Consider the following 22,126-nt stretch of genomic DNA (forward strand, 5'->3'; position numbering starts at 1 on the left):
ATCTTATTTTTTTATATTTTTTTCAATGAAGTTCATTATCTCGCTTTTTGGAGTTAGATAATCAAACCATTTTGTGTTTTCATTGCGTTTAAACCAAGTTAATTGGCGTTTTGCAAAACGTCGGGTATTTTTCTTGATTTCTTCGATCGCAAATGCAAGGCTGAATTCTTCATCAAAATAACTAAATAATTCTCTATAACCTACCGTTTGTAGTGCATTTAACGCTTTATTAGGATAGAGACTGTGTGCTTCTTCCAGTAAACCTTGAGAAAGCATTATTTCTACGCGTTGGTTTATTCGGTTGTATATTACAGCTCTGTCAGCCTCCAAACCAATGAGGATAGGAGTGAAGTTTCGGTTGTTCTTTTTTTGGTTTAGAAAAGAAGAATATGGTTTTCCTGTGCCCAGACAAACTTCGACAAAGCGCATCATCCGTTGTGGATTTTGTAGTGTTTGTGGGTTTTCGATAGTTAGTTTGTCGTAGTAATTAGTGTCTGCTTCCTTTAATTGTTGCTGTAAATAGGTAATTCCGTTCTGTTCGTATTCTTTGGCAACTCGTTCGCGTACAGATGTGTCAATTTCGGGGAATTCATCAAATCCTTTTAATACGGCGTCTACATACAAACCAGATCCGCCTACTAGAATTGCATAATCGTTGTTTTGAAATAATTCTTCTAATTTGGTTATAGCTTCTTTTTCATAATCACCAACTGTATAGTTTTCGAAAATGGATATGTTTTGAATAAAATGATGCTTGGCGGCTTCTAATTCCTCTTTATTTGGTACGGCTGTACCAATTGTCATTTCTTTGAAAAACTGACGGCTATCGCATGATATGATTTCGCACTCGAAATGTTGTGCCAAAGCAATACTTAAGGCAGTTTTTCCTATGGCTGTTGGTCCGACGATGGTGATTAGGTATTTCATATTTTTTAGCCCAGATGGGAATGTAAACCCCGGACTTATATTTGTTTATTTTTTTGGTCTAAAAGAGCGACTTTAGAAGCTCCTTTTATGCCTTAAAAAAATTATGAATATAAGGAGGAGTTGTAGAGTACAGCTGGAAATAGCTTCATAAATTAATTATCGGGTAATATTTCACCACATTCATAGCAATATTTAGCACTATCAAAGTGAACTTGTGAATTGCATTTTTTACACGTTTTTTTAGTGCTGATGGAATTGCTTCTTAAGCTACTTTTTGCAAATTCGGCTGTTACAATTCCGGTAGGAACAGCAATGATTCCGTATCCCATTATCATTACCAGTGAGGCTAAAAATTGCCCGAATGGAGAAGCGGGAGAGATATCGCCATAACCTACGGTAGTCAGGGTTACGATGGCCCAATAAATTCCTACAGGGATACTGGTAAAGCCACTTTCTTTGCCTTCGACTACATACATTAATGCGCCAATAATTACTGCGCTTATAATAACAAAATAGATAAAGACGAGGATTTTTTCTTTACTGGCATCCATCGCTTCACGAAGTTGTTTGGATTGCTGCGAGATTTGCGGTATATGTAAAATTTTGAATAATCGAAAGAAACGCATAACTCTTACGATGGTTAAGATATTTGTTGCAGGAAAAAATATCGACAAATACATAGGTAATATCGCCATTAAATCGATGATGCCATAAAAGCTAAAAATATACTTTATAGGTTTCTGTATCGAAATAATACGTAGAATATACTCTATAGTAAAGAAAATTGTAATGATCCATTCGAAGGCGACAAGGTAAGTGTGGTATTTATGGTTAATGCCTTCCACTGTATCCATCATGACCAAAAGTACACTCAATAAGATAAGACCCAAAAGCACCAAATCAAACAAACGTCCTAAAAAGGTATTGGTACCATAAAGAATTATTTGGGTTTTTTGTCTAAAAATATCGTATTTTGATTTGATTTTTGTCATATCGACGAAGATACGGAAAGTTAAGATGTATTAAAAATGAATTACTTTTAATGATTTGCTTTTTCTCATATAATTCTGAATTATACTTTTGACATCGCGATTGTTTTGCATTGGTATAATTATGTTTTTCAGGATTTCGATATTAGTAATCTGATAGTTTAAGTCATAAAAGACATAACCTATATAAACTCCATTTTCTATTACTACCGCACTACGTTCACTTACAGTTCGGCCACGATCTATTAAAATCATGTTTTTATTTTCGAAACTATAATCTGTAATAAAATCTTGAACCCTTGCATTGTATACTTCGGGAGTGATTTCTCCGATGCAAGCGCCATCGCATTCTTTTATTTTATATTGAAAGCATTCTTTTTTGGTCACATATAAACCAGTAAGTTTTTGGCAAAGTTTATATTTATCGGTGATAAAAAATAAGGCATTTTTTCCTTCTTGTAGGCTTCCGTAAGATGTAATTTCTTTTTTACGTCCATCGGTTTTCTGAAGTTTTAAGTTTAAATATCCTTTTTTATCTTTTTCGGCATATAAAGAAAGTGGAAAAATAGTTTTTTTCTGCGAACGATTGTATTTGGGTTTGTTGACTTTTATTTCTTCGCTTTCTTTTAAAAGCGCAATAAGTTCGCTTCCAGTTTCTTCATAAGTTACAGTAAATACCTCGGCTTGGATTTTTTTGCTTTTGATATTTGTTCCTGTAAAATGCTGATTGATGCGTTTTTTTATATTTCGGCTTTTGCCAATGTATATTAAGGTTCCGTTTTCGTTATGAATGTAATATACACCTGTTTTTGTGGGTGCCTGCGCTACAATATCTAATAATTTTGGTGCGATACCTTTTTCGATTTCTAGTTTTATGAAATCTTTTATGATGGTTTTTTCGGTATCTTTTTCCAGTAGCATTTTGAACAACTTGACAGTTGCCATGGCATCTCCATTGGCACGGTGTCTGTCGGCCATTGGGATTCCTAGTGCACGAACAAGTTTTCCTAGACTATATGAAGGTTGTTCCGGGATTAATTTTTTGGCAAGTTCGACAGTACATAGCGTTCGGGCTTCGAAATCATAACCTAAACGACGAAATTCGGTACGTAAGATTCTATAATCAAATGATGCATTATGCGCTACTATAACACAATCGGTGGTGATTTCTATAATTCTTTTGGCAACTTCAAAAAACTTTGGGGCAGAACGCAACATAGCATTATTAATGCCTGTGAGTTTTACAACAAACGGCTGGATGGGAATTTCAGGATTCACCAAGCTAATGAATTGGTCAACTACTTCATGACCATCAAATTTATAGATGGCAATTTCGGTAATTCCTTCTTCATTAAATTGTCCCCCAGTTGTTTCTATGTCGAGTATTGCGTACATATCCCCCTAGCCCCCAAAGGGGGAATTAAAATTGTTAAAAAATATGTTGATTTCCATAAATTTATTTTTATTATTCCCCCTTTGGGGGTTAGGGGGATTTATCTTCCTCCAAATATACTACTTCCAATGCGAACCATGGTGCTGCCACATTCAATTGAAAGTTTATAATCTCCGGACATTCCCATAGATATAGTATTTAGGTTACAATTTACAGTTTTTGTAGTTTGTAAAGAGTCAAAAATAGACTTTAAATGCGTGAATTCTTTTTTAATCTGGTTTTGATTTTCGGTAAAAGTTGCCATTCCCATCAAGCCTAAAATTTGAATGTTTTTCATGTTATAAAATTCATCTGAGGCTAGGAGTGAAGTGAGTTCTTTTTCGTCAAGACCAAATTTTGTTTCTTCTTCGGCAATGTGCATTTGAAGCAGGCAATCAATAACACGGTTATTTTTTAAGGCCTGTTTATTTATTTCCTGCAATAATTTTAAACTATCAACGCCATGAATTAAGCTTACAAACGGTGCCATAAATTTTACTTTATTCGTTTGTACGTGACCAATCATGTGCCATTGGATGTCTTTTGGCATTTCTTCCCATTTGTCTGTCATTTCCTGGATTTTGTTTTCTCCAAAAATGCGTTGACCAGCTTCGTAGGCTTCCATTAAATCAGCAACAGGTTTGGTTTTAGAAACCGCAACCAATGTTACATGTTCTGGTAAAGAAGCTTTTATGGTATTTAAATTTGCTTTAATAGACATTGTCTTTTTTAGTTTTTTTTATGAAATGATAAATTGCTTAGAGATTTTCTCTGCTTTTTTACTTTCACTATAATCATAAAATCCTTCACCGGATTTCACTCCCAGTTTTCCTGCTCTTACCATATTTACTAATAAAGGGCATGGTGCGTATTTAGGATTTTTGAAACCGTCGTACATTACATTTAAAATAGCTAAACATACGTCAAGACCAATAAAATCGGCTAATTGCAAAGGTCCCATTGGGTGTCCCATGCCTAGTTTCATTACTGTATCAATTTCATAAACACCAGCAACTTTATTATATAACGTTTCAATAGCCTCGTTTAGCATAGGCATTAAAATTCTATTGGCAACAAAACCTGGATAATCATTTACCTCAACAGGAGTTTTTCCTAATTTCTCAGATAATTCCATGATGATTTTGGTAACTTCATCGCTAGTATTATAACCACGAATAATCTCTACTAATTTCATAATTGGCACTGGATTCATAAAATGCATTCCGATAACACGCTCTGGATGTGCTACAATAGCTCCGATTTGTGTGATAGAAATAGAAGAAGTATTGGTTGCTAAAATAGTATTATGAGAACAAGCTTCATTTAATTGCTTAAAAATATTAAGTTTTAAATCGATGTTTTCGGTAGCAGCTTCTACAACTAAATCAACACCTACAACACCATCTTTGATATCTGTGTAAGTAATGATATTTGTTATTGTTTTTGCTTTTTCTTCTTCTGTAATGCTTCCTTTTGCAAGCATTCTGTCTAAATTAGCGGCAATGGTTGCCATTCCTTTATCCAATGATTTCTCGGAAACATCAATTAGTTTTACAACAAAACCACTTTGAGCAAATGTATGAGCAATTCCGTTACCCATTGTTCCTGCACCGATTACAGCTATTGTTTTCATATTATTTAAGTACTATATTTTATAATTTTAGCCATGAATTCACAAATTAATTTGTGAATTCATGGCTAATTTTTTTAGATTATTTTATTTATCGAAACAGTCAATAATTTGGTAAGCTACTCTTAATGCATCTGTTGCTTGTTCAAGAGTTACAACTGGTGTCGTATCTGTATTAATAGCATGTGCAAAAGACTCTAATTCATCAAGAATTGCATTGTTTTGCTCAACATCTGGATTTGTAAAATAGATTTGTTTTTTTACTCCTTCAGCATTTTGCAAAATCATATCAAAATCACCTGGAATTTCAGGAGCATCTTTCATACGGACAACTTCACATTTTTTCTCCAAAAAGTCAACTGAAATATAAGCATCTTTTTGAAAAAAGCGTGTTTTACGCATATTTTTCATCGAAATTCTGCTTGCTGTTAAATTTGCAACGCATCCATTTTCAAATTCAATTCGTGCATTGGCAATGTCTGGAGTATCACTAATTACAGAAACTCCACTGGCATTGATACTTTTTACTTTGGATTTTACAACGCTTAAAATAGCATCAATATCATGAATCATCAAATCTAAAACTACAGGGACATCTGTACCACGCGGATTAAATTCGGCCAAACGATGTGTTTCTATAAACATCGGATTTTCAATCATGTTTTTTGTTGCTGTAAATGCTGGATTAAAACGTTCAACATGACCAACTTGCCCTTTTACATTATATTCTTTTGCTAAAGCAATAATTTCTTCGGCTTCTTCAACAGTATTCGAAATAGGTTTTTCGATAAAAATGTGCTTTCCTGATTTAATAGCAACTTTGGCGCATTTGTAATGTGATAGTGTTGGAGTTACGATGTCGATTACATCGACAGCATGTATTAATTTGGCAATTGTATTGAAATTTTTGTATCCGAATTCTTTGGAAATTTTCTCGGCATTTTCTTGATTTTGGTCATAAAAACCAACTAATTCATATTTATCAGATTGTTGTAATAAACGTAAATGTATTTTACCTAAGTGACCAGCACCTAAAACTCCTACTTTTAACATGAGAATGTATTTTTAACAAAAATATAATTTATTTGTTGAAAGTGAAAGTGAATGCTTTAAAGTTTTAGTAATTTAATATTTAAGAATCAATATTTGAATTACTATTTACTTTCTTATTTTTACCAAAAATTAAATAATAAACATTGAAAGACACTGCCAAACATCAAGGACTTCGGAATCAATTAGTAAGCACTTTGCAACAAAAGGGAATTACCGATAAAGCTGTTTTGGAAGCGATAAAAAAAATCCCAAGACACCTTTTTTTGAACTCTAGCTTTGAAGATTATGCATATCAGGACAAAGCTTTCCCGATTGGTGCGGGGCAAACCATTTCACAACCTTACACTGTTGCGTTTCAATCGCAGTTGTTAGAAGTTAAAAAAGACCATAAAGTACTGGAAATTGGTACAGGGTCGGGGTATCAAACGGCAGTATTATTTACACTTGGAGCCAAAGTATATAGTGTTGAAAGACAAAATGAGTTGTTTAAAACAACATCAATTTTGTTCCCGAAGTTAGGAATTCGTCCTAAACATCTTTCTTTTGGTGATGGTTATAAAGGTTTACCTAGCTATGCTCCATTTGATAGTATAATTGTAACAGCAGGAGCACCTTTTATTCCGCAACCATTAATGGCACAGCTAAAAATTGGAGGAAGATTAGTGATTCCGCTAGGAGAAGACGTTCAGATAATGACGTTATTAATTCGTAAAAACGAAACACAATTTGAAAAACATGAGTTTGGAGAGTTTAGATTCGTTCCTTTATTAGAAGATAAAAATTAAATTTTAGTATTATAAATTAAATACAAAGAATTGAACCATTAAGAGATTAAGAAAAATTAAGAATTTTAAAGCTTGATAAAACTTAATTTCTTAATGGTTTTTTTATGCCTCAGATTTACTTCGTCTGTTTGGTTTTATTTTAATTGAACTTATTGAGTTCAATATTTAGACTACATAAGTTTAAGATTGTAGCAAAAAAGTTAACCATGTAGGTTATATGAGTTCATTTAAGTTTTACTGTTAATAGTGTACTTAATATTTGTTTTTATCACTTATATGTTTAAAATAATTTAATTGTATAAGGCTATGGGGAAACTTGGACGGTTAAAGCTGTGAAAGTTTGTCAGTTTAGTAGTTTAAGTATACGAGTCATACATAACTCGTTAAACTTAATTTTTTTTAATCTCTTAATGGTAAGAAAAATGAATGTTTTAGATTTTGGCGAAGTAGTTATTGAGAAACTAATTGGATTGCATGTTGTAAATTTTCCTTTTCTACTTGAGCTACATAGTTTATAAAAACAGCGTTGTCATTTTGATCCTGACTTTTTTTCAAAATAGTTAGATATTCATTTTTATGTTCTTGATCACCTTGTATTGTTGCAAAAACAAAGCCATTTTGTAATAATATCCAATTCATTAATAAATGGGCTATTTGCATGTTTCCACTTTCAAAAGGACTAATTGTTATGAATTTTAAATGAACTTCGGAAGCTAATATTATTGGATGTAATGAATTTTTATTTGTTTCAAACCAACTAAAAAGCGAATTCATTTCGCGCGCTATTAATGGATCATTTTTATATTTTCCGGCATGATCGGGTTTTATGCTTCTCAAGATTAAACTATGAATAGTTAGTAATTCCTTTTCATTTATGGAGCTGTTTTTTTGAGTTAAATCTTTTATGTATGAAATTGCTTCGTGCTGATTTACCGCTTCTAAATGCTCTCGCATAGTTTTTCCTGCAATTGTTAATCCTTCATTAATTACAGCTTTTGTTTCTTGTAATGTAAGTGAGTTTCCATTAATGCGATTGCTTTCGTATGTAAATTGCAATTCTAATATTTTAGAAATTCGGTGTAATTCAAATTGTTGAAATGATTGTGTTTTGTTTTTTAAAACTTCAATCTCATCCAAGATATTTTGAAGTGATGATAAAATTACAGAAGTAATTATTTTTTTATTATTCTGAATTTCAATTTCGGCAAGATGCAATGCTTTTAAAGCAAGTTCTTCATGACCAATTTCGTGTATTATTTTTTCTTTTAGCCAAATGATTAATAAGCTTTCAAAATCAATTTCGAGTAAAGCAGCAAGTTTAACGATTTGCTCTCGTGTGGGTTTTCGAGAACCACTTTCAAACTTACTTATTAAAGCTTGATCTATTTCCAGTAGCTGAGCAACTTCACGAGTCTTGAAGCCTTTTTGTTCTCGGGCATTTTTGAGTATAGTTTTCATTTTAAAAAACAAAGTATTATTTGTCAAGACAAGTTTAGTCATTAATTTTTAAATAAAAAAAGCATCAAAACGAATTCAATGCTGTCTTTAATATTAGGGGTTAGATCTTTAAACTGAATTTATTTTTTAGGAATAGTTCCGTCTTTTTTCATTTCATTTACTACTGTTCTCATAATGTCATCTACAGTTACGCCTATATCTGTAACATCAGAGGATTGTGTAGTTCCTGTCCAGATTAATTTATTCTCTTTTAAGGAGAAAACATTAGTTTCTACAATATAATAAGTGTTTTCTACATAATAACCAGGAGAATAAAAATCGGTAGCGTATAAGCCGTACCATCCTCCAAAAGCTCCTGCGTAAATTCCATTGTAATCACCATAATAAATGCTGGTGTCTGTGCCGGGAACATAATCGGTTTGTTTCTCTTTACTGACCAATCGCATTGTTATGACACCATCATAATTTTCGTCTTTTAATATCTTTAATTTTTGATCGTTTGTGAGATCATTATTAATTTGATTCAAAAATTGATATGAAGTATGGAAGATAGGGCTACTGGAAGCAATTCTATTTTCGGTAATCCTGCGAGTCTCTTCATCTTTGACTAAAGCTACAATTAATACTTTCTTGAAGTTTTCCGAGCTAATTGTTATTTTTGGATCTCTCCAACTACTAACAATTGTAGAGCTGGTTCCGCAACTATATAGTAAAGCAGCAATTATTACAACAAATATTCTTTTCATAACTTGAAATTTAGAATTAATTGTAGTAAAAATAAGTATAAATAATGAGAAATGATATCTCTTTGAGGTGGATTAAATTAAAAAGCCTTCTTAATTCGATCCAAATCACGTTTGGTATCTTGTTCTTTCAAAGATTCACGCTTGTCATAGTTTTTCTTCCCTTTACAAAGTCCGATTTGTAATTTTGCTAGTCCTTTTTCATTTGTAAACAGTTTTAAAGGAATGATTGTTAATCCTTTTGCCTGTACACTTTTTTGAAGGCTTTTCAATTCTTTTTTGTTCAAGAGCAATTTTCTTTCGCTTCTTGATTTATGATTAAATTGATTTCCGAATGTATATTCTTCAATGTAGGTATTTATAGCAAAAAGTTCATCCCCGCTAAATTCGCAAAAGCTTTCGGTGATATTTGCTTTGCCAAGGCGTATTGATTTGATTTCGGTTCCAGCTAAAACAATTCCGGCAGTATAGGTATCTATTATTTCGTAATCGAAGCGGGCTCTCTTGTTGAGTATATTGACAGTTTTTAACATAGTATGCAAATGTAAAATAAAAAAGAAAAACTTTAATGAAATCAAAGATAATTAAAGAATTTTTTTAACCTATGATTTTAATCATTTTTCAGGAAAAATCTTACTCTTAAGTTTGTTAAATAATTTATAACAAAAACTTAAAAAAATGAAAAAAATTTTAACATTAGTTAGTATTGTGTTAGTGAGTTTAACTGTAAAAGCTCAGGAAGCAAATCAAGGTTTAAAAGGAGCGTGGTTTGTTACTTCTCAATTTGGGTACCAGCAAACTAAAACAGATGTCGTAAAAAGCACCAATTTATTAGTAATGCCAGTTGTGGGTAAATTTATTACTCCTTCGGTTGCTGTTGGAGCAGGACTTGGATATATTAATATAAAAGCAGATTCAGATAAAGGTACTGCAGCAAATTCTAATTTAATAGTTATACAGCCTTTAGCTAGAAAATATTGGAATGTTGCTGGTTCTTTATATTTCTTCGGACAATTAGCAGCACCAATAATCACTGGGAAAGAAAAAGAAAGTGAATTAAAAGTAAACCAATTTGGATTGTCTTTATCAGGTGGGTTTGATTTCTTTGTGACGAAATATTTCTCAGTTGAGTTTTCTTATGATTTGGCCAACTTTACTTCTACGACTTTAGATAGAAAAGATGGTTCTAAAACTACTGTAACTAATTTTGGTTTAGCACACGTTGCGAATATTGATTCTTATTATAATGGGGCTTTAGGAGGAAGTAATCCAAACTTGACCTCACCACTTTCTTTCGGATTTAAATTTATATTCTAACTTGTAGTGAAGTTGATTGATTTAGATTTACTAATTTTGTAAAAAGAAAAAGACCGTGCTTTTTAAAGTACGGTCTTTTTATTATTTATTTTAAAAAATATAAAATGCAAAATCAAGATAAAAATCCTTTACACGGAATCACACTTCAAGCAATACTCGAAAAACTAGTCGACTATTATGGTTTTGATACTTTGAGTGAATTAATTCCGGTTAAATGTTTTACTTCTAATCCTAGTATAAAATCGAGTTTGACTTTTTTAAGAAAAACAGATTGGGCTAGAAAAAAAGTAGAAGATTTATATATAAGATCGCTTCCTAAATTTTCTGTATAATTAATTTAATTTATACGAAATCATTACACCACCACCATAAGGTAACCATTCGCCACTTTTGTTCCAGTTAACTGTTGGTTCATAACGTCCAGGTGTTCCGTCATTATAATGTCCGTGGTAAAATCCTTGATGCCATCCTCCGCTAACAAAAAAATCAAGCATAAATTTATCACTTACTTTCTTTTCATATCCTATTGTAGCTCCTAATCTAAATCCGAATCCTTTTTCATATTTATTCGTGTCCCAGTAATTCCATTTTTGGATTTCATAAATATCAGCTCCCATGTGACCTCCAAAATAGAAACCATTGAATTTTTCATTAAAATGATAACGTACTTCAGGTGTGAAAGTAGCAAACTTCATAGGGTTGTTTCCGTTAAATGATTCCCAAAAAGAAGCCATTAAATCAACATTAAGAGTTAGATTTTTGCCAATACTTGTTTCTACAGCAATATCTGGAATTGCTACTAAAGCTGTAGCAGCATTTGCTTTTATATAAGTTTGACTTTGGGATTGAATTGAGAATAATAGAACGATTAAGGCAAATAAATTTTTCATAAAACTGGTAATTACTAGCAATAAGTTAGTGTGGGTGGCTAGTTTTGGCTGCAAATATAACGGAATGTGATGATTTGTATTGTTACAATTTTAAATTTTAACAAGTATTAGTTAAAATTTAAAGTTCTTTTGTAATTACTCTTTATTTATTAATGAATAAATCACTTTGTCCAAGAAGCGTCCTTCATAATATTCGGATTCTTTAAAATGAGCTTCTTTTATAAAACCAATTTTTTGTAAAACCCTCTCAGATGCAAAATTGTCAGGATCAATGACAGCTTCGATTGAGTGTAATTTCATATCGTTAAAGCCATAATTAATTACAGTTTTTACCGCTTCGGGAATAATTCCTTTTCCGTGAAATTCGGGTAATAACATATAACCAATTTCGGCGCGGTAATGTTCGGGTTTTAGTCGGTAATAACCAATAAGACCAATTACTTTAGGATTACCTTTTAGTGTTATTCCCCAATTAATCCCTTCATTGGTCTCAATGTTACTATCAATTAGAGCGATATGTTCCAATGCCTGCTCATCTGTTTTTATGAGTGGTCTTGGGATATACTTCATCGTTTCCGGATTAGAACGAAGTGTTATGATTTCGTTTATATCTTTATTGGTTACCCTTCTTATAAGTAAACGTTCCGTTTCGAGTTCAGGAAATGGAGAAAAATTAAATGTTAACATAAAATATCAAGATAAGATTATAGAATTTCGATGCTAAATTTAGAATTAAAGGTTTGATATGCATCTAAAGTCTGGATTCCTTCTTTTTCGAAAAGATTTCCTGAGTTCTCATTAGTGTCTGAATAACCAAACCAAGGTTCAATACAGATAAATGGTGCATTTTCTTTTGTCCAGATACCTAAACTAGGAAAAACTGCAAAATCTACTTTTACATAAGGTTTATTGTTCTCTAAAATTGTTAGTGAGTTTGATTCTAATGATTTAAATATTAAAGCATCATTTTTAAATAATTCATAATTTAGCTGAATTTGACCGTTTTCTGTTTCTAATTGTTTTGTTTGATTAGATATCAAATCATTCTCAAGCAAAAAATATTTTAGAGCTTCTTTTTTTTCAAATCCTAAAGAATAATTTTCAAAATTCCCAGGTAATGCTACAGCAGGATGGGCTCCAATGGAAAAGGGTATTTTAGTTTCTGTGTTATTGATTATCTTATATTTAATGTCTAATTGAGAATCTATCAGAGTATAAATTATTTGTAATTCAAATTCAAAAGGATATACTTTTAGCGTATCATCATTTGATTGAATCGAAAATGTAGCGCTTTCTTCTGTTTTAGCAATTAAATTAAATTCCATATCTCGGGCAAATCCATGTCTAGGTAAATGATAGGATTGACTATTAACTGTATAGGTGTTGTTTTTTAAAGTACCTACAATTGGGAATAAAATAGGGGAGTGTTTACCCCAAAAATCAGGATTTCCTTCCCAGATATATTCTTTGTTTTGATTGTTTTTTAATGAAGATAATTCGGCTCCAGAATGTTTAATTACTGCAGTAAGTTTTGAATTTGAAATTATTGTAGTCAAAATTTAGGTTTTGAGTGGTTTAAGAATGAGTTGTAAATATATTTATAAATTTAATTTATAGGCGAAAAAGCGGATGATTTTTTTTAATAATATTTTAATAAAATTGTATTAATCCATTGAATTTAATTCATAAACAGCTTTTTTTTTCATTAATTTGCTAGATAAACAGCAACAAAAATGAAAAAACACTCTTTGAGAGCCGTATTATCGATGGCTTTATTGTTTGGAATTTCGGCCACATGGGCACAACAAGTTCCTCCTGCAGCAACTAATCCTATTTCTAAATATGATTATTATGATGCATTCTCTCCATTATTCTATTCTAAAAACGGAACATCAACCCGTTCTGCGAGTGGTCAGCCTGGTGCCGAATATTGGCAAAATAGAGCAGATTATAAGATATCTGCAAAATTAAATGGGGTTACGAATGAAATTATTGGTACAGATGAGATTACATATACCAATAATAGTCCGGATAAAATGTCATTTGTTTGGCTGAATCTAGATCAAAATTTATTCAAAGAAGATTCAAGAGGAAATGCTGTAGTGCCATTAACAGGTAGTCGTAACGGTGCTCAAGGACAAGTTTTTGATGGTGGTAATAAAATTAAATCAGTAAAAGTAACTGTTCTGGGTAAGAAGAAATCAGTTGAAGTTGATGCGAAATATGTTGTTACCGATACTAGAATGCAAATTTTTCTTCCAGAAGAATTGGCTTCAAAAGGAAGTAAAGTCAAAATAAAAATTGAGTTCTCATATATAGCTCCTAATGAAGGGTCGGATAGAACTGGGGTTTTGGAAACTAAAAATGGTAAAATATTCACGATTGCTCAGTGGTATCCACGTATGTGTGTGTATGATGATGTAAGAGGCTGGAATACACATCCATATTTAGGAGCTTCGGAATTTTATTTGGAATATGGTGATTTTGATGTAAGACTTACTGTTCCAGCGAATCATTTTGTTGTTGCTTCGGGTGAATTATTAAATGCTCCGGAAGTATATACTGCAGAACAACAAAAACGTTTTAAAGATGCTGCTCAAAGTGATAAAACGGTTACAATTCGTTCTGCCGAAGAAGTTAATACTACTGCAAATGCTGCTGTAAATGAAGAGAAAACATGGCATTATCAAATAAAAAATGCACGTGATATTTCTTGGGCATCTTCGGCTGCATTTATTCTGGATGGTGCAAGAATAAATTTACCTAGCGGAAAAAAATCATTAGCACTTTCTGCTTATCCTGTTGAAAGTGCGGGAGATGCAGCTTGGGGACGTTCTACGGAATATACTAAAGGGGCAATCGAAAATTATTCAAATAAATGGCTTGAGTATCCTTATCCGGTTGCTACAAATGTTGCTGGTAATGAAGGAGGAATGGAGTACCCAGGGATTGTGTTTTGTAGTTGGGAATCAAAAGGAGAGGATTTATGGGGAGTTACAGATCATGAATTTGGTCACATCTGGTTTCCTATGATTGTAGGTTCAAATGAAAGATTATTTGGTTGGATGGATGAAGGATTCAATACATTTATTAATTCATTGAGTTCTGCCGAATTTAATAAAGGAGAATATAAAGACGCGCCAAAGGATTTACATAAATTGGCTGAGTCATTTACAAATCCTAAATTAGAAACTATTATGAGTTCTCCGGATAATATGAAGGAGGCTAATATTGGTATGTTGTGTTATTTCAAACCAAGTTCAGGTTTAGTAATTTTAAGAGAACAAGTATTAGGAAAAGAGCGTTTTGATACCGCTTTCCGTACTTATATAGACCGTTGGGCTTATAAACATCCTACGCCAGATGATTTCTTTAGAACAATGGAAAATGTTTCGGGAGAAGATTTAAGTTGGTTCTGGAGAGGTTGGTTTGTTAATAACTGGCGTTTTGATCAAGGAATAAACTCTATTAAATATGTGAAAAATGATCCTAAAAAAGGAGTAATTATTACTATTGAAAACTTTGAAAAAATGGTAATGCCTGTTGTAATAGATGTAAAAACTAAAAGCGGAAAAGTTTCGAGAGTGAAATTACCAGTTGAAATTTGGCAAAGAAATGTTGAATGGTCTTTCAAATTTGACTCTACAGAAGAAATAGAAAGCATTACAATTGATCCAGATCATGCTTTCCCAGACAGTAATGAAAGTAACAATGTATGGACAGCTGCTAATGGTAAAATAGAAAAAGATGTTGTTTTGGATTCTTATTTAGGAACTTATTCTAATAAAAAATCTCCTTTGAAGGCAACATTTACGGAGAAGAATGGTGCTTTAACCGTGGAACTTCCTAACTATCCTAAATTTCCAGTTCAGCCTGTTGTTAATGCAGTTGATACTTTTGAATCTGCGAGAGCGGGATTAAGGTTTGTATTTACTAAAACAGGAATGAACATGACTATTTTGGAAAATTCGCAGGTAATTGAATTCACAAAAGATTAATTTGAATTAAAAACTCAGAATAAAGTTGAAGTTTTTTAGTCTTTTTGAAGGCTAATTAAAATAAAAACAATTAAAATCGGCTATTTAAGTTTAACTTAAATAGCCGATTTTTTATTAAAAGTTTAAAATTATATAGATTTATTGCTGTCCTAATGCGATAAGATTATAAAAACAACATTATATTAAAAAAATGTTACAAATGCTCAAAGATGTATTGTAATTAAAAAAAATATGTAAATTTGCACCAATGAATAAAATAAGTTTACATATAACTTCTATCTCACGGACAAACTTGCCTGTTACTTCTCCCGAAGTACGGATGCTATCTCTATAGTATTCAAAAGAGTTTTACGTCGTATTTTATTTATATTCATTTTTTTGTTTTGAAATCACTTAAGTTGTCCATTGGACAAATACATCCTAAAAGTATATATTGTTTAAAATTATCTGAATGTCATCTTTTTGATATTGAGTATTTTACGTATATTTTATTTAATTTTACGGAAGTAACTCTTGGGTTTCATAAAAAAAATCATTTCTCATTTTTTAACCCTAACTTCAACTATTGAAATGAAGATCTCTATTGTTGTAACACAAGAAGAACATTATAAATATGCGCAAGAAATATGCGATACTATAGAGTCGTCTGCCTTATTGAGAGGTACTGGAATTGCTAAAAGAACTCCTGAATATATCCAGAAAAAGATGGAAAACAGAGATGCATTGATAGCTTTGGCAGATGGTAAATTTGCAGGTTTTTGTTATATCGAAAGCTGGCAACATGGCAAATTTGTGGCTCATTCCGGATTAATAGTACATCCTGATTATAGAAATTTAGGTTTAGCCAAAAAAATCAAATCGAAAGTTTTTGATTACTCATTAGAAAAGTTTCCAGATGCAAAAATATTTGGTATCACAACTGGTTTGGCTGTTATGAAAATCAATTCGGATTTAGGATATAAACCGGTTCCTTTCTCAGAACTTACAAGTGATCCAAGCTTTTGGGCAGGTTGCAAAACTTGTACGAATTATGAAATATTAAAAAGTAAAGATAATAAAATGTGCTTATGCACAGGAATGTTGTACGATCCAAAAGAAAAACAGAAAGATCCGCCAAAACATCCCTTTAACGTAAAAGTACTCAATAGATTAAAATCAATTAAACAAGCCCTTTTCTTAAAAAAATAAAATTATGAAAAAAGTTGTATTAGCTTATAGCGGAGGATTAGATACTTCGTATTGCCTTAAATATTTAAAAAATGAAAAAGGATATGAAGTCCACACTGTACTTATTAATACAGGAGGATTTGATGAAGAAGAATTAAATGCCATTGAAGAAAGAGCTTACGAATTAGGAAGTGCACAACATGCAAATCTTACCATCGTAGATAAGTATTATGATAAAGCTATAAAATATTTGATTTTTGGAAATGTATTAAAAAACAATACTTATCCATTATCTGTAAGTGCAGAGCGTGTTTTTCAAGCTATAGAAGCAATAAAATATGCTAAAAAAGTAGGAGCAGAAGCAATTGCACACGGAAGTACAGGAGCAGGAAACGATCAAATTAGATTTGACTTGATTTTCCAGACAATTGCTCCAGAGATTGAAATTATTACCCCAATTAGAGATTTAAAATTGTCAAGACAAGAAGAAGTAGATTATTTATCTAAAAATGGCGTTCATTATTCTTGGGAAAAAGCACAATATTCGATTAATAAAGGGCTTTGGGGAACAAGCGTAGGAGGAAAAGAAACTTTAACTTCTAGTAAACCATTACCTAGTGAAGCATATCCTTCGCAATTACAAAAAGAAGGTGAAGAAAAAGTGACTTTACATTTTGAACAAGGAGAATTAGTTGGAATAAATGGTAAAACAGATAAACCATCAAATAATATTGTAGCGCTAGAAAAATTAGCAAATGCATACGCAATAGGTAGAGATATTCACGTAGGTGATACCATTATAGGTATTAAAGGAAGAGTAGGTTTTGAAGCTGCTGCACCACTAATTATCATCAAAGCGCACCATTTATTAGAGAAACATACACTTGGTAAATGGCAACAATATTGGAAAGAACAATTAGGGAACTGGTACGGAATGTTGTTTCACGAAGGTCAGTTTTTGGATCCAGTAATGCGTAACATCGAAACGTTTTTGCAAGACACACAAAAAACGGTTAATGGAGTTGTAACCGTTTCTCTTAAACCTTATCATTTTTCGCTTGACGGAATCGAATCAGATAATGATTTAATGAATACAGGATTTGGTCAATACGGAGAAATGAACAATGCATGGACATCTGATGATGCCAAAGGATTTATTAAGATTTTAGGAAATGCTCAAAATATATTTTCATCTGTAAATCACCTAGATTATGATTAATGTTGGAATAATTGGCGGTTCAGGCTACACAGCTGGAGAATTGATAAGAATATTAATGTATCACCCTAATGTAAACATTGATTTTGTTTACAGCACAACCAATGCAGGAAAGCCACTTTCGGTTGCGCATCATGATTTATTGGGAGATATCGAAATGGATTTTACAGATGTTCTTAATCCAGATGTAAATGTGTTGTTTTTATGTTTAGGACACGGAAGATCAGTTTCGTTTCTAGAAGAAAATAAATTTGCAGGTCATACCAAGATCATTGATTTAGGAAATGATTTTAGATTAAATAAAGATGCCAATTTTGATGGAAAAGAATTCATTTATGGATTGCCAGAATTGAATAAAACGGCTATCAAAAAAGCACAATTTATTGCTAATCCAGGTTGTTTTGCAACAGCGATTCAATTGGCATTATTGCCATTGGCAAAGAATGAGTTATTAAAAAACGATGTACATGTTAATGCAACAACAGGAAGTACAGGAGCTGGAGTTAGCCCTTCGGAAACTACGCATTTTAGTTGGAGATCAAACAATATGTCGCATTACAAAGCATTTGATCATCAGCATTTAGGTGAGATAAATCAAAGTATAAATCAATTACAAGCTGATTATTCAAACGAATTGTTGTTTATTCCGAATAGAGGAGATTTTGCAAGAGGAATTTTTGCAACTTTATATACGACTATCGAAGAAAGTTTAGATGAAATCGTTGCTAAATACGAAGATTTTTATAAAAACGAGCCGTTTGTAACTGTTACTACGACTAATATCAATATGAAACAGGTCGTACAAACTAATAAATGTATTATAAGTTTAACCAAAAGTGGAAACCGGGTATTGATTACTTCAATAATTGATAACCTAACCAAAGGCGCTGCTGGACAAGCAATTCAAAATATGAATTTGATGTTTGGATTACCAGAAACGACAGGTTTACATTTAAAACCAAGCGGATTTTAAATCCCCACCCCAACCCTCTCCAAAGGGAAGGGAGAGAGTGAGAAAAAAAATATAAATATAAAAACAACACCCCCCGTTGTAAGTTTTTATTCCCCTCCTTCGGAGGGGGTTAGGGGGAGGATAACTATGAACTTATTTAACGTATACCCACTTTATGACATAACTCCTGTAAAAGCACTAGATTGTACTATTACAGACGATAAAGGAATAGAGTATTTAGATTTATATAGTGGTCATGGAGTAATCTCTATCGGTCACACACAACCAGATTATGTAGCAAAACTTAAAAATCAATTAGATAATTTAGGTTTTTATTCTAATGCAATTCAGAATCCTTTGCAAGTAGAATTAGCTGATAAATTAGGGAAACTTTCAGGATTAGAAGATTATGAATTGTTTTTATGCAGCTCAGGAGCAGAGGCTAATGAAAATGCTTTAAAACTAGCTTCTTTTCATAACGGAAAATCAAGAGTTGTTGCTTTTGATAACTCTTTTCACGGAAGAACTTCTGCAGCTGTTGCAGTAACAGACAATAAAAAAATTGTTGCTCCAATAAATGCGCAACAAGTAGTTACTTTTTTACCTCTTAATAATATCGAATTAGTAGAAGCAGAACTTGCAAAAGGAGATGTTTCGAGTGTAATTATCGAAGGAATTCAAGGAGTAGGAGGTTTAGATGAAGGTACAACTGAGTTTTTTCAGGCTTTAGAAAAAGCTTGTAAAAAACATGGTGCAGTTTTAATTCTTGACGAAGTACAATCAGGTTACGGAAGAAGCGGAAAGTTTTTTGCGTACCAACATCACAATATAAAAGCCGATATTATTTCGGTAGCAAAAGGAATGGGGAATGGTTTTCCGGTAGGAGCTATTTTGATTTCGCCTGAATTTGAAGCTAGTTTCGGATTATTAGGAACTACTTTCGGCGGAAGCCATTTATCTTGTGCAGCGGGAATTGCGGTTCTGGATGTAATCGAAAAATTGAAATTACAGGATAATGTAAATGAAGTTTCAGCTTACTTTTTTGAGCAAATCAAGCAAGTTCCTCAAATTAAACAAGTAAAAGGAAAAGGATTAATGCTTGGAGTAGAATTCGATTTTGAGATTGCACCGCTTCGTAAAAAGCTTATTGTTGAGAAACATATTTTTACAGGAAGTGCCAACAACAAAAATCTATTGAGAATTTTGCCACCACTTACAGTAAAAAAATCTGATATAGATACATTTATCGTTGCATTAAAAGAAAGTTTAGAAGAATTAGGACATTAGTTTTTCATTGCTAACTACACATAACAACTACCAAACAACCAACTACAAAAATTATGAACCACCACCTATCAATTGAAAAGCGAAATTTGGTTTTACTCTCGATGGCAAAGCTTGTCGAAGAGGAAAGAAACCAAATCATTCTGACGAATCAAGCTGATTTGGCCGCTTACAATGGCACAGATTTAGCGATGGAAGAACGTTTAAAAGTAGATAACGCCAAGATTGATGAAATGATTTTATCATTAAACCAACTGGCGTCTCAAGAAGACCCCGTTGGCGTGGAAAGGTTTCATTTTGTGCATGAAAACGGAATTAAAGTCAGTAATAAAACGGCAGCTTTTGGTACGATATTAATTATTTACGAATCAAGACCCGATGTAACTATCGAAGCTGGTGGAATTGCCTTTAAATCTGGGAATAAAATTTTGCTAAAAGGCGGAAAAGAAGCCCTAAAATCTAATTTAAAGATTGTAAGTTTATGGCATCAGGCTTTAGCAGAGAATAATGTTTCGACAGAATGGGTTGAATATTTAAACTTCAATCGTCAGGAAACACAAGCTTTCTTAGAAAAACCAACACAAAAAGTAGATTTAATTGTACCTCGTGGTGGCGAAAAATTAATTGAGTTTGTAAAAGCCCATGCTACTTGTCCAGTAATCGTAAGCGGACGGGGAAATAATTTTGTTTACGTTCATAAAGAAGCAGATACAGATATTGCATTAAAAGTGATTCTTAATGCAAAAACGTCTAAAATCTCTGCATGTAATGCAGTTGATAAGGTTTTGATAGATTCACAATTACCAAATTTTGAAGGTTTCTTGGCTATTTTAATAGAAGAACTAGAAGAGTCCAAAGTCGAGATTATTGTAGACAAAACATTAGAAACCTTTGCAAATACAAGTGTCCTGAAAGATGAAGATATTTGGTATGAAGAATTTCTAGATTATAAAATCGTACTAGGAACAATCGATTCCGAACAAGATGCTATTGCAAAAATAAATAAATATTGTGGCGGACATTCGGCAGCAATAATTACAAGAAATAAAGATGTTGCTCAAGAATTTATGGAATCTATAGATGCGGCAGCTGTTTATCATAATGCATCAACTCGATTTACCGATGGAGGACAATTAGGCTTAGGCGGAGAATTAGCCATAAGTACAGATAAATTACACCAACGGGGACCAATAGGCTTGCAACATCTGGTTACCAATAAGTGGTATATTTACGGAGAAGGGCAAATTAGATAATTAGACTTTCTTAGATTGTCGATTAACGATTTTTGATTTCAGATATAGCTTTGCGAACTTAGCATTTATAAAGGTTTATAACATAAAAACCTTGCGCCCTTTGCGGTAAATTTTTTGATTTTAGATTGATGAATAGCAATTTTAGATTTCAGATATAGCTTTGCGAACTTAACGTTTGTAAACACAAACAATATAAAAAGAACCTTGCGCCCTTTGCGGTAAAAAAACAAAACATGGCAAAAAAAAGGATTTTATTAAAAATAGGAAGCAATACGCTAACCAAAGAAACCAATCATATCTCCAGAGGAAAGATTGAAGATATTGGAATGCAAATCGCAGCTTTAAATGAGAAATACGAATTTGTAATTGTAAGTTCTGGTGCGATTGCAGCTGCAAAACAGTTTGTAAAACTAGAGAGCAAAGGCAAAGAGATTATTGTAAAACAAGCTTTGGCATCGATTGGGCAACCACATTTAATGCGGATTTTCCATGAGAATTTTAGTGATTTAGGATTACTGACCTCGCAATGTTTGTTATCCTATTCAGATTTTGAAAAAGAACAATCCAAAATCAATATTGTAAATACAATAAATGTTTTAGTCGAGAACAATTACATTCCGATTATCAACGAAAATGATACCGTTGCAACCGACGAAATTCAGTTTGGAGATAACGATAAATTAGCAGCATTAACGGCAGTTCTATTAAATGTAGATATCTTGATAATTGCCACAAACACAAGCGGGATTTATACAAAAGCATCTATACATAATGAGGTGCCAGAAACGATAGCTTTAGTAAATGATTTACAGCTTTTAGAAAAAGAAATTGGAGAATCTAAATCGTCGCACGGAACAGGAGGTATGCAATCAAAAATTGAAGCAGCGGCAATTGCCAAAGCAGCAAATATTGAAACGTGGATTGTAAACGGATTAGAAGATAATTTTATTCTAAAAGTATTAAAAAACGAAATTCCTTTTACTAAAATAGTGTGATGGAACGCAGATGAAACGGATTTGCTAAAGCAAAAAC

22 protein-coding genes are annotated in these 22,126 nt (G+C 32.4%); 10 read left to right on the plus strand and 12 right to left on the minus strand.

The genetic code is table 11. The annotated features are described in order from the left end of the window. Positions 1–3: 3 nt before the first annotated feature. The 6 genes from miaA to OIU83_RS15815 all read right to left on the minus strand — a co-directional run bounded on the left by miaA (position 4) and on the right by OIU83_RS15815 (position 6,031). The gene (miaA, locus tag OIU83_RS15790) at positions 4–927 is read right to left on the minus strand and encodes a tRNA (adenosine(37)-N6)-dimethylallyltransferase MiaA (protein ID WP_264207224.1); all 924 of its coding nucleotides are present in this window, start codon (positions 925–927) and stop codon (positions 4–6) included. A 152-nt stretch (positions 928–1,079) separates the two neighbouring features. Next, entirely contained in the window at positions 1,080–1,919 is an 840-nt protein-coding gene (locus tag OIU83_RS15795; protein ID WP_264207225.1) for an ion transporter, read from the minus strand. Positions 1,920–1,949: 30 nt separating this feature from the next. Then, a complete protein-coding gene (locus tag OIU83_RS15800) occupies positions 1,950–3,311 on the minus strand; it encodes an exonuclease domain-containing protein (protein WP_264207226.1) in 1,362 nt (453 codons plus the stop codon). 98 nt (positions 3,312–3,409) lie between these two features. Next, entirely contained in the window at positions 3,410–4,069 is a 660-nt protein-coding gene (locus OIU83_RS15805; protein ID WP_264207227.1) for a YggS family pyridoxal phosphate-dependent enzyme, read from the minus strand. Between the two features lie 18 nt (positions 4,070–4,087). Next, on the minus strand, positions 4,088–4,981 hold the full coding sequence (locus tag OIU83_RS15810; protein WP_264207228.1) for a 3-hydroxyacyl-CoA dehydrogenase family protein: 894 nt from the start codon (positions 4,979–4,981) through the stop codon (positions 4,088–4,090). An 84-nt stretch (positions 4,982–5,065) separates the two neighbouring features. Next, complete coding sequence (locus OIU83_RS15815) at positions 5,066–6,031, minus strand: Gfo/Idh/MocA family protein (protein WP_264207229.1); 966 nt, start codon at positions 6,029–6,031, stop codon at positions 5,066–5,068. 143 nt (positions 6,032–6,174) lie between these two features. On the opposite strand from OIU83_RS15815, the gene OIU83_RS15820 reads away from it, so the two are divergent. Beyond that, positions 6,175–6,816, plus strand: a complete 642-nt coding sequence (locus OIU83_RS15820) for a protein-L-isoaspartate(D-aspartate) O-methyltransferase (RefSeq protein ID WP_264207230.1) — start codon at positions 6,175–6,177, stop codon at positions 6,814–6,816. A gap of 450 nt (positions 6,817–7,266) precedes the next feature. On the opposite strand, the gene OIU83_RS15825 is transcribed toward OIU83_RS15820, so the two are convergent. The 3 genes from OIU83_RS15825 to smpB all read right to left on the minus strand — a co-directional run bounded on the left by OIU83_RS15825 (position 7,267) and on the right by smpB (position 9,550). Further along, the gene (locus tag OIU83_RS15825; protein WP_264207231.1) at positions 7,267–8,274 is read right to left on the minus strand and encodes a helix-turn-helix domain-containing protein; all 1,008 of its coding nucleotides are present in this window, start codon (positions 8,272–8,274) and stop codon (positions 7,267–7,269) included. A 119-nt stretch (positions 8,275–8,393) separates the two neighbouring features. Beyond that, the gene (locus tag OIU83_RS15830) at positions 8,394–9,020 is read right to left on the minus strand and encodes a hypothetical protein (protein ID WP_264207232.1); all 627 of its coding nucleotides are present in this window, start codon (positions 9,018–9,020) and stop codon (positions 8,394–8,396) included. A gap of 77 nt (positions 9,021–9,097) precedes the next feature. Next, positions 9,098–9,550, minus strand: coding sequence for an SsrA-binding protein SmpB (smpB, locus tag OIU83_RS15835; RefSeq protein WP_229990991.1), 453 nt, complete (start codon positions 9,548–9,550; stop codon positions 9,098–9,100). Between the two features lie 145 nt (positions 9,551–9,695). Here smpB and OIU83_RS15840 point away from each other — a divergent pair, with 145 nt between their 5' ends. Continuing rightward, positions 9,696–10,334: a hypothetical protein gene (locus OIU83_RS15840; RefSeq protein ID WP_264207233.1), complete on the plus strand. Its 639-nt coding sequence runs from the start codon at positions 9,696–9,698 to the stop codon at positions 10,332–10,334. A gap of 104 nt (positions 10,335–10,438) precedes the next feature. After that, positions 10,439–10,666 carry a VF530 family protein gene (locus OIU83_RS15845; protein WP_264207234.1) on the plus strand — a complete coding sequence of 76 codons (228 nt, stop codon included), beginning with the start codon at positions 10,439–10,441 and terminating at the stop codon, positions 10,664–10,666. Here the strand turns inward: OIU83_RS15845 and OIU83_RS15850 are convergent, their stop codons facing one another. The 3 genes from OIU83_RS15850 to OIU83_RS15860 form a co-directional block, all read right to left on the minus strand. Beyond that, complete coding sequence (locus OIU83_RS15850; RefSeq protein WP_264207235.1) at positions 10,667–11,224, minus strand: DUF3575 domain-containing protein; 558 nt, start codon at positions 11,222–11,224, stop codon at positions 10,667–10,669. It abuts the gene before it with no gap. A gap of 135 nt (positions 11,225–11,359) precedes the next feature. Beyond that, on the minus strand, positions 11,360–11,911 hold the full coding sequence (locus tag OIU83_RS15855; protein WP_264207236.1) for a GNAT family N-acetyltransferase: 552 nt from the start codon (positions 11,909–11,911) through the stop codon (positions 11,360–11,362). A gap of 17 nt (positions 11,912–11,928) precedes the next feature. Further along, positions 11,929–12,780, minus strand: coding sequence for an aldose 1-epimerase family protein (locus tag OIU83_RS15860; RefSeq protein ID WP_264207237.1), 852 nt, complete (start codon positions 12,778–12,780; stop codon positions 11,929–11,931). 177 nt (positions 12,781–12,957) lie between these two features. Between OIU83_RS15860 and OIU83_RS15865 the strand changes: the two genes are divergently transcribed. From OIU83_RS15865 to proB, 7 genes are all read left to right on the plus strand, one after another. Further along, positions 12,958–15,222 (plus strand): M1 family metallopeptidase, encoded by a 2,265-nt coding sequence (locus tag OIU83_RS15865; protein WP_264207238.1) that lies wholly within the window; start codon positions 12,958–12,960, stop codon positions 15,220–15,222. Positions 15,223–15,792: 570 nt separating this feature from the next. Further along, the gene (locus OIU83_RS15870; RefSeq protein ID WP_035621015.1) at positions 15,793–16,410 is read left to right on the plus strand and encodes a GNAT family N-acetyltransferase; all 618 of its coding nucleotides are present in this window, start codon (positions 15,793–15,795) and stop codon (positions 16,408–16,410) included. Between the two features lie 4 nt (positions 16,411–16,414). Continuing rightward, a complete protein-coding gene (locus tag OIU83_RS15875; RefSeq protein WP_264207239.1) occupies positions 16,415–17,608 on the plus strand; it encodes an argininosuccinate synthase in 1,194 nt (397 codons plus the stop codon). Beyond that, the gene (gene argC, locus OIU83_RS15880) at positions 17,601–18,578 is read left to right on the plus strand and encodes an N-acetyl-gamma-glutamyl-phosphate reductase (RefSeq protein ID WP_264207240.1); all 978 of its coding nucleotides are present in this window, start codon (positions 17,601–17,603) and stop codon (positions 18,576–18,578) included. Before OIU83_RS15875 ends, argC begins: the two co-directional genes overlap by 8 nt. Before the next feature lie 126 nt (positions 18,579–18,704). Then, positions 18,705–19,844: an aspartate aminotransferase family protein gene (locus OIU83_RS15885; protein WP_264207241.1), complete on the plus strand. Its 1,140-nt coding sequence runs from the start codon at positions 18,705–18,707 to the stop codon at positions 19,842–19,844. 53 nt (positions 19,845–19,897) lie between these two features. Then, positions 19,898–21,094, plus strand: coding sequence for a glutamate-5-semialdehyde dehydrogenase (locus tag OIU83_RS15890; protein ID WP_264207242.1), 1,197 nt, complete (start codon positions 19,898–19,900; stop codon positions 21,092–21,094). A 233-nt stretch (positions 21,095–21,327) separates the two neighbouring features. Continuing rightward, positions 21,328–22,089 (plus strand): glutamate 5-kinase, encoded by a 762-nt coding sequence (gene proB / locus OIU83_RS15895; protein ID WP_264207243.1) that lies wholly within the window; start codon positions 21,328–21,330, stop codon positions 22,087–22,089. Positions 22,090–22,126 lie beyond the last annotated feature (37 nt).

This window comes from Flavobacterium shii, assembly GCF_025847235.1.
Taxonomy (GTDB): domain Bacteria; phylum Bacteroidota; class Bacteroidia; order Flavobacteriales; family Flavobacteriaceae; genus Flavobacterium; species Flavobacterium shii.

What these genes read in the sequence shown, in the direction of transcription:
- miaA (WP_264207224.1), bottom strand. Translation starts at nt 927, where the DNA reads ATGAAATACCTAATCACCATCGTCGGACCAACAGCCATAGGAAAAACT.
- OIU83_RS15795 (WP_264207225.1), bottom strand. Translation starts at nt 1,919, where the DNA reads ATGACAAAAATCAAATCAAAATACGATATTTTTAGACAAAAAACCCAA.
- OIU83_RS15800 (WP_264207226.1), bottom strand. Translation starts at nt 3,311, where the DNA reads ATGTACGCAATACTCGACATAGAAACAACTGGGGGACAATTTAATGAA.
- OIU83_RS15805 (WP_264207227.1), bottom strand. Translation starts at nt 4,069, where the DNA reads ATGTCTATTAAAGCAAATTTAAATACCATAAAAGCTTCTTTACCAGAA.
- OIU83_RS15810 (WP_264207228.1), bottom strand. Translation starts at nt 4,981, where the DNA reads ATGAAAACAATAGCTGTAATCGGTGCAGGAACAATGGGTAACGGAATT.
- OIU83_RS15815 (WP_264207229.1), bottom strand. Translation starts at nt 6,031, where the DNA reads ATGTTAAAAGTAGGAGTTTTAGGTGCTGGTCACTTAGGTAAAATACAT.
- OIU83_RS15825 (WP_264207231.1), bottom strand. Translation starts at nt 8,274, where the DNA reads ATGAAAACTATACTCAAAAATGCCCGAGAACAAAAAGGCTTCAAGACT.
- OIU83_RS15830 (WP_264207232.1), bottom strand. Translation starts at nt 9,020, where the DNA reads ATGAAAAGAATATTTGTTGTAATAATTGCTGCTTTACTATATAGTTGC.
- smpB (WP_229990991.1), bottom strand. Translation starts at nt 9,550, where the DNA reads ATGTTAAAAACTGTCAATATACTCAACAAGAGAGCCCGCTTCGATTAC.
- OIU83_RS15840 (WP_264207233.1), top strand. Translation starts at nt 9,696, where the DNA reads ATGAAAAAAATTTTAACATTAGTTAGTATTGTGTTAGTGAGTTTAACT.
- OIU83_RS15845 (WP_264207234.1), top strand. Translation starts at nt 10,439, where the DNA reads ATGCAAAATCAAGATAAAAATCCTTTACACGGAATCACACTTCAAGCA.
- OIU83_RS15850 (WP_264207235.1), bottom strand. Translation starts at nt 11,224, where the DNA reads ATGAAAAATTTATTTGCCTTAATCGTTCTATTATTCTCAATTCAATCC.
- OIU83_RS15855 (WP_264207236.1), bottom strand. Translation starts at nt 11,911, where the DNA reads ATGTTAACATTTAATTTTTCTCCATTTCCTGAACTCGAAACGGAACGT.
- OIU83_RS15865 (WP_264207238.1), top strand. Translation starts at nt 12,958, where the DNA reads ATGAAAAAACACTCTTTGAGAGCCGTATTATCGATGGCTTTATTGTTT.
- OIU83_RS15870 (WP_035621015.1), top strand. Translation starts at nt 15,793, where the DNA reads ATGAAGATCTCTATTGTTGTAACACAAGAAGAACATTATAAATATGCG.
- OIU83_RS15875 (WP_264207239.1), top strand. Translation starts at nt 16,415, where the DNA reads ATGAAAAAAGTTGTATTAGCTTATAGCGGAGGATTAGATACTTCGTAT.
- argC (WP_264207240.1), top strand. Translation starts at nt 17,601, where the DNA reads ATGATTAATGTTGGAATAATTGGCGGTTCAGGCTACACAGCTGGAGAA.
- OIU83_RS15885 (WP_264207241.1), top strand. Translation starts at nt 18,705, where the DNA reads ATGAACTTATTTAACGTATACCCACTTTATGACATAACTCCTGTAAAA.
- OIU83_RS15890 (WP_264207242.1), top strand. Translation starts at nt 19,898, where the DNA reads ATGAACCACCACCTATCAATTGAAAAGCGAAATTTGGTTTTACTCTCG.
- proB (WP_264207243.1), top strand. Translation starts at nt 21,328, where the DNA reads ATGGCAAAAAAAAGGATTTTATTAAAAATAGGAAGCAATACGCTAACC.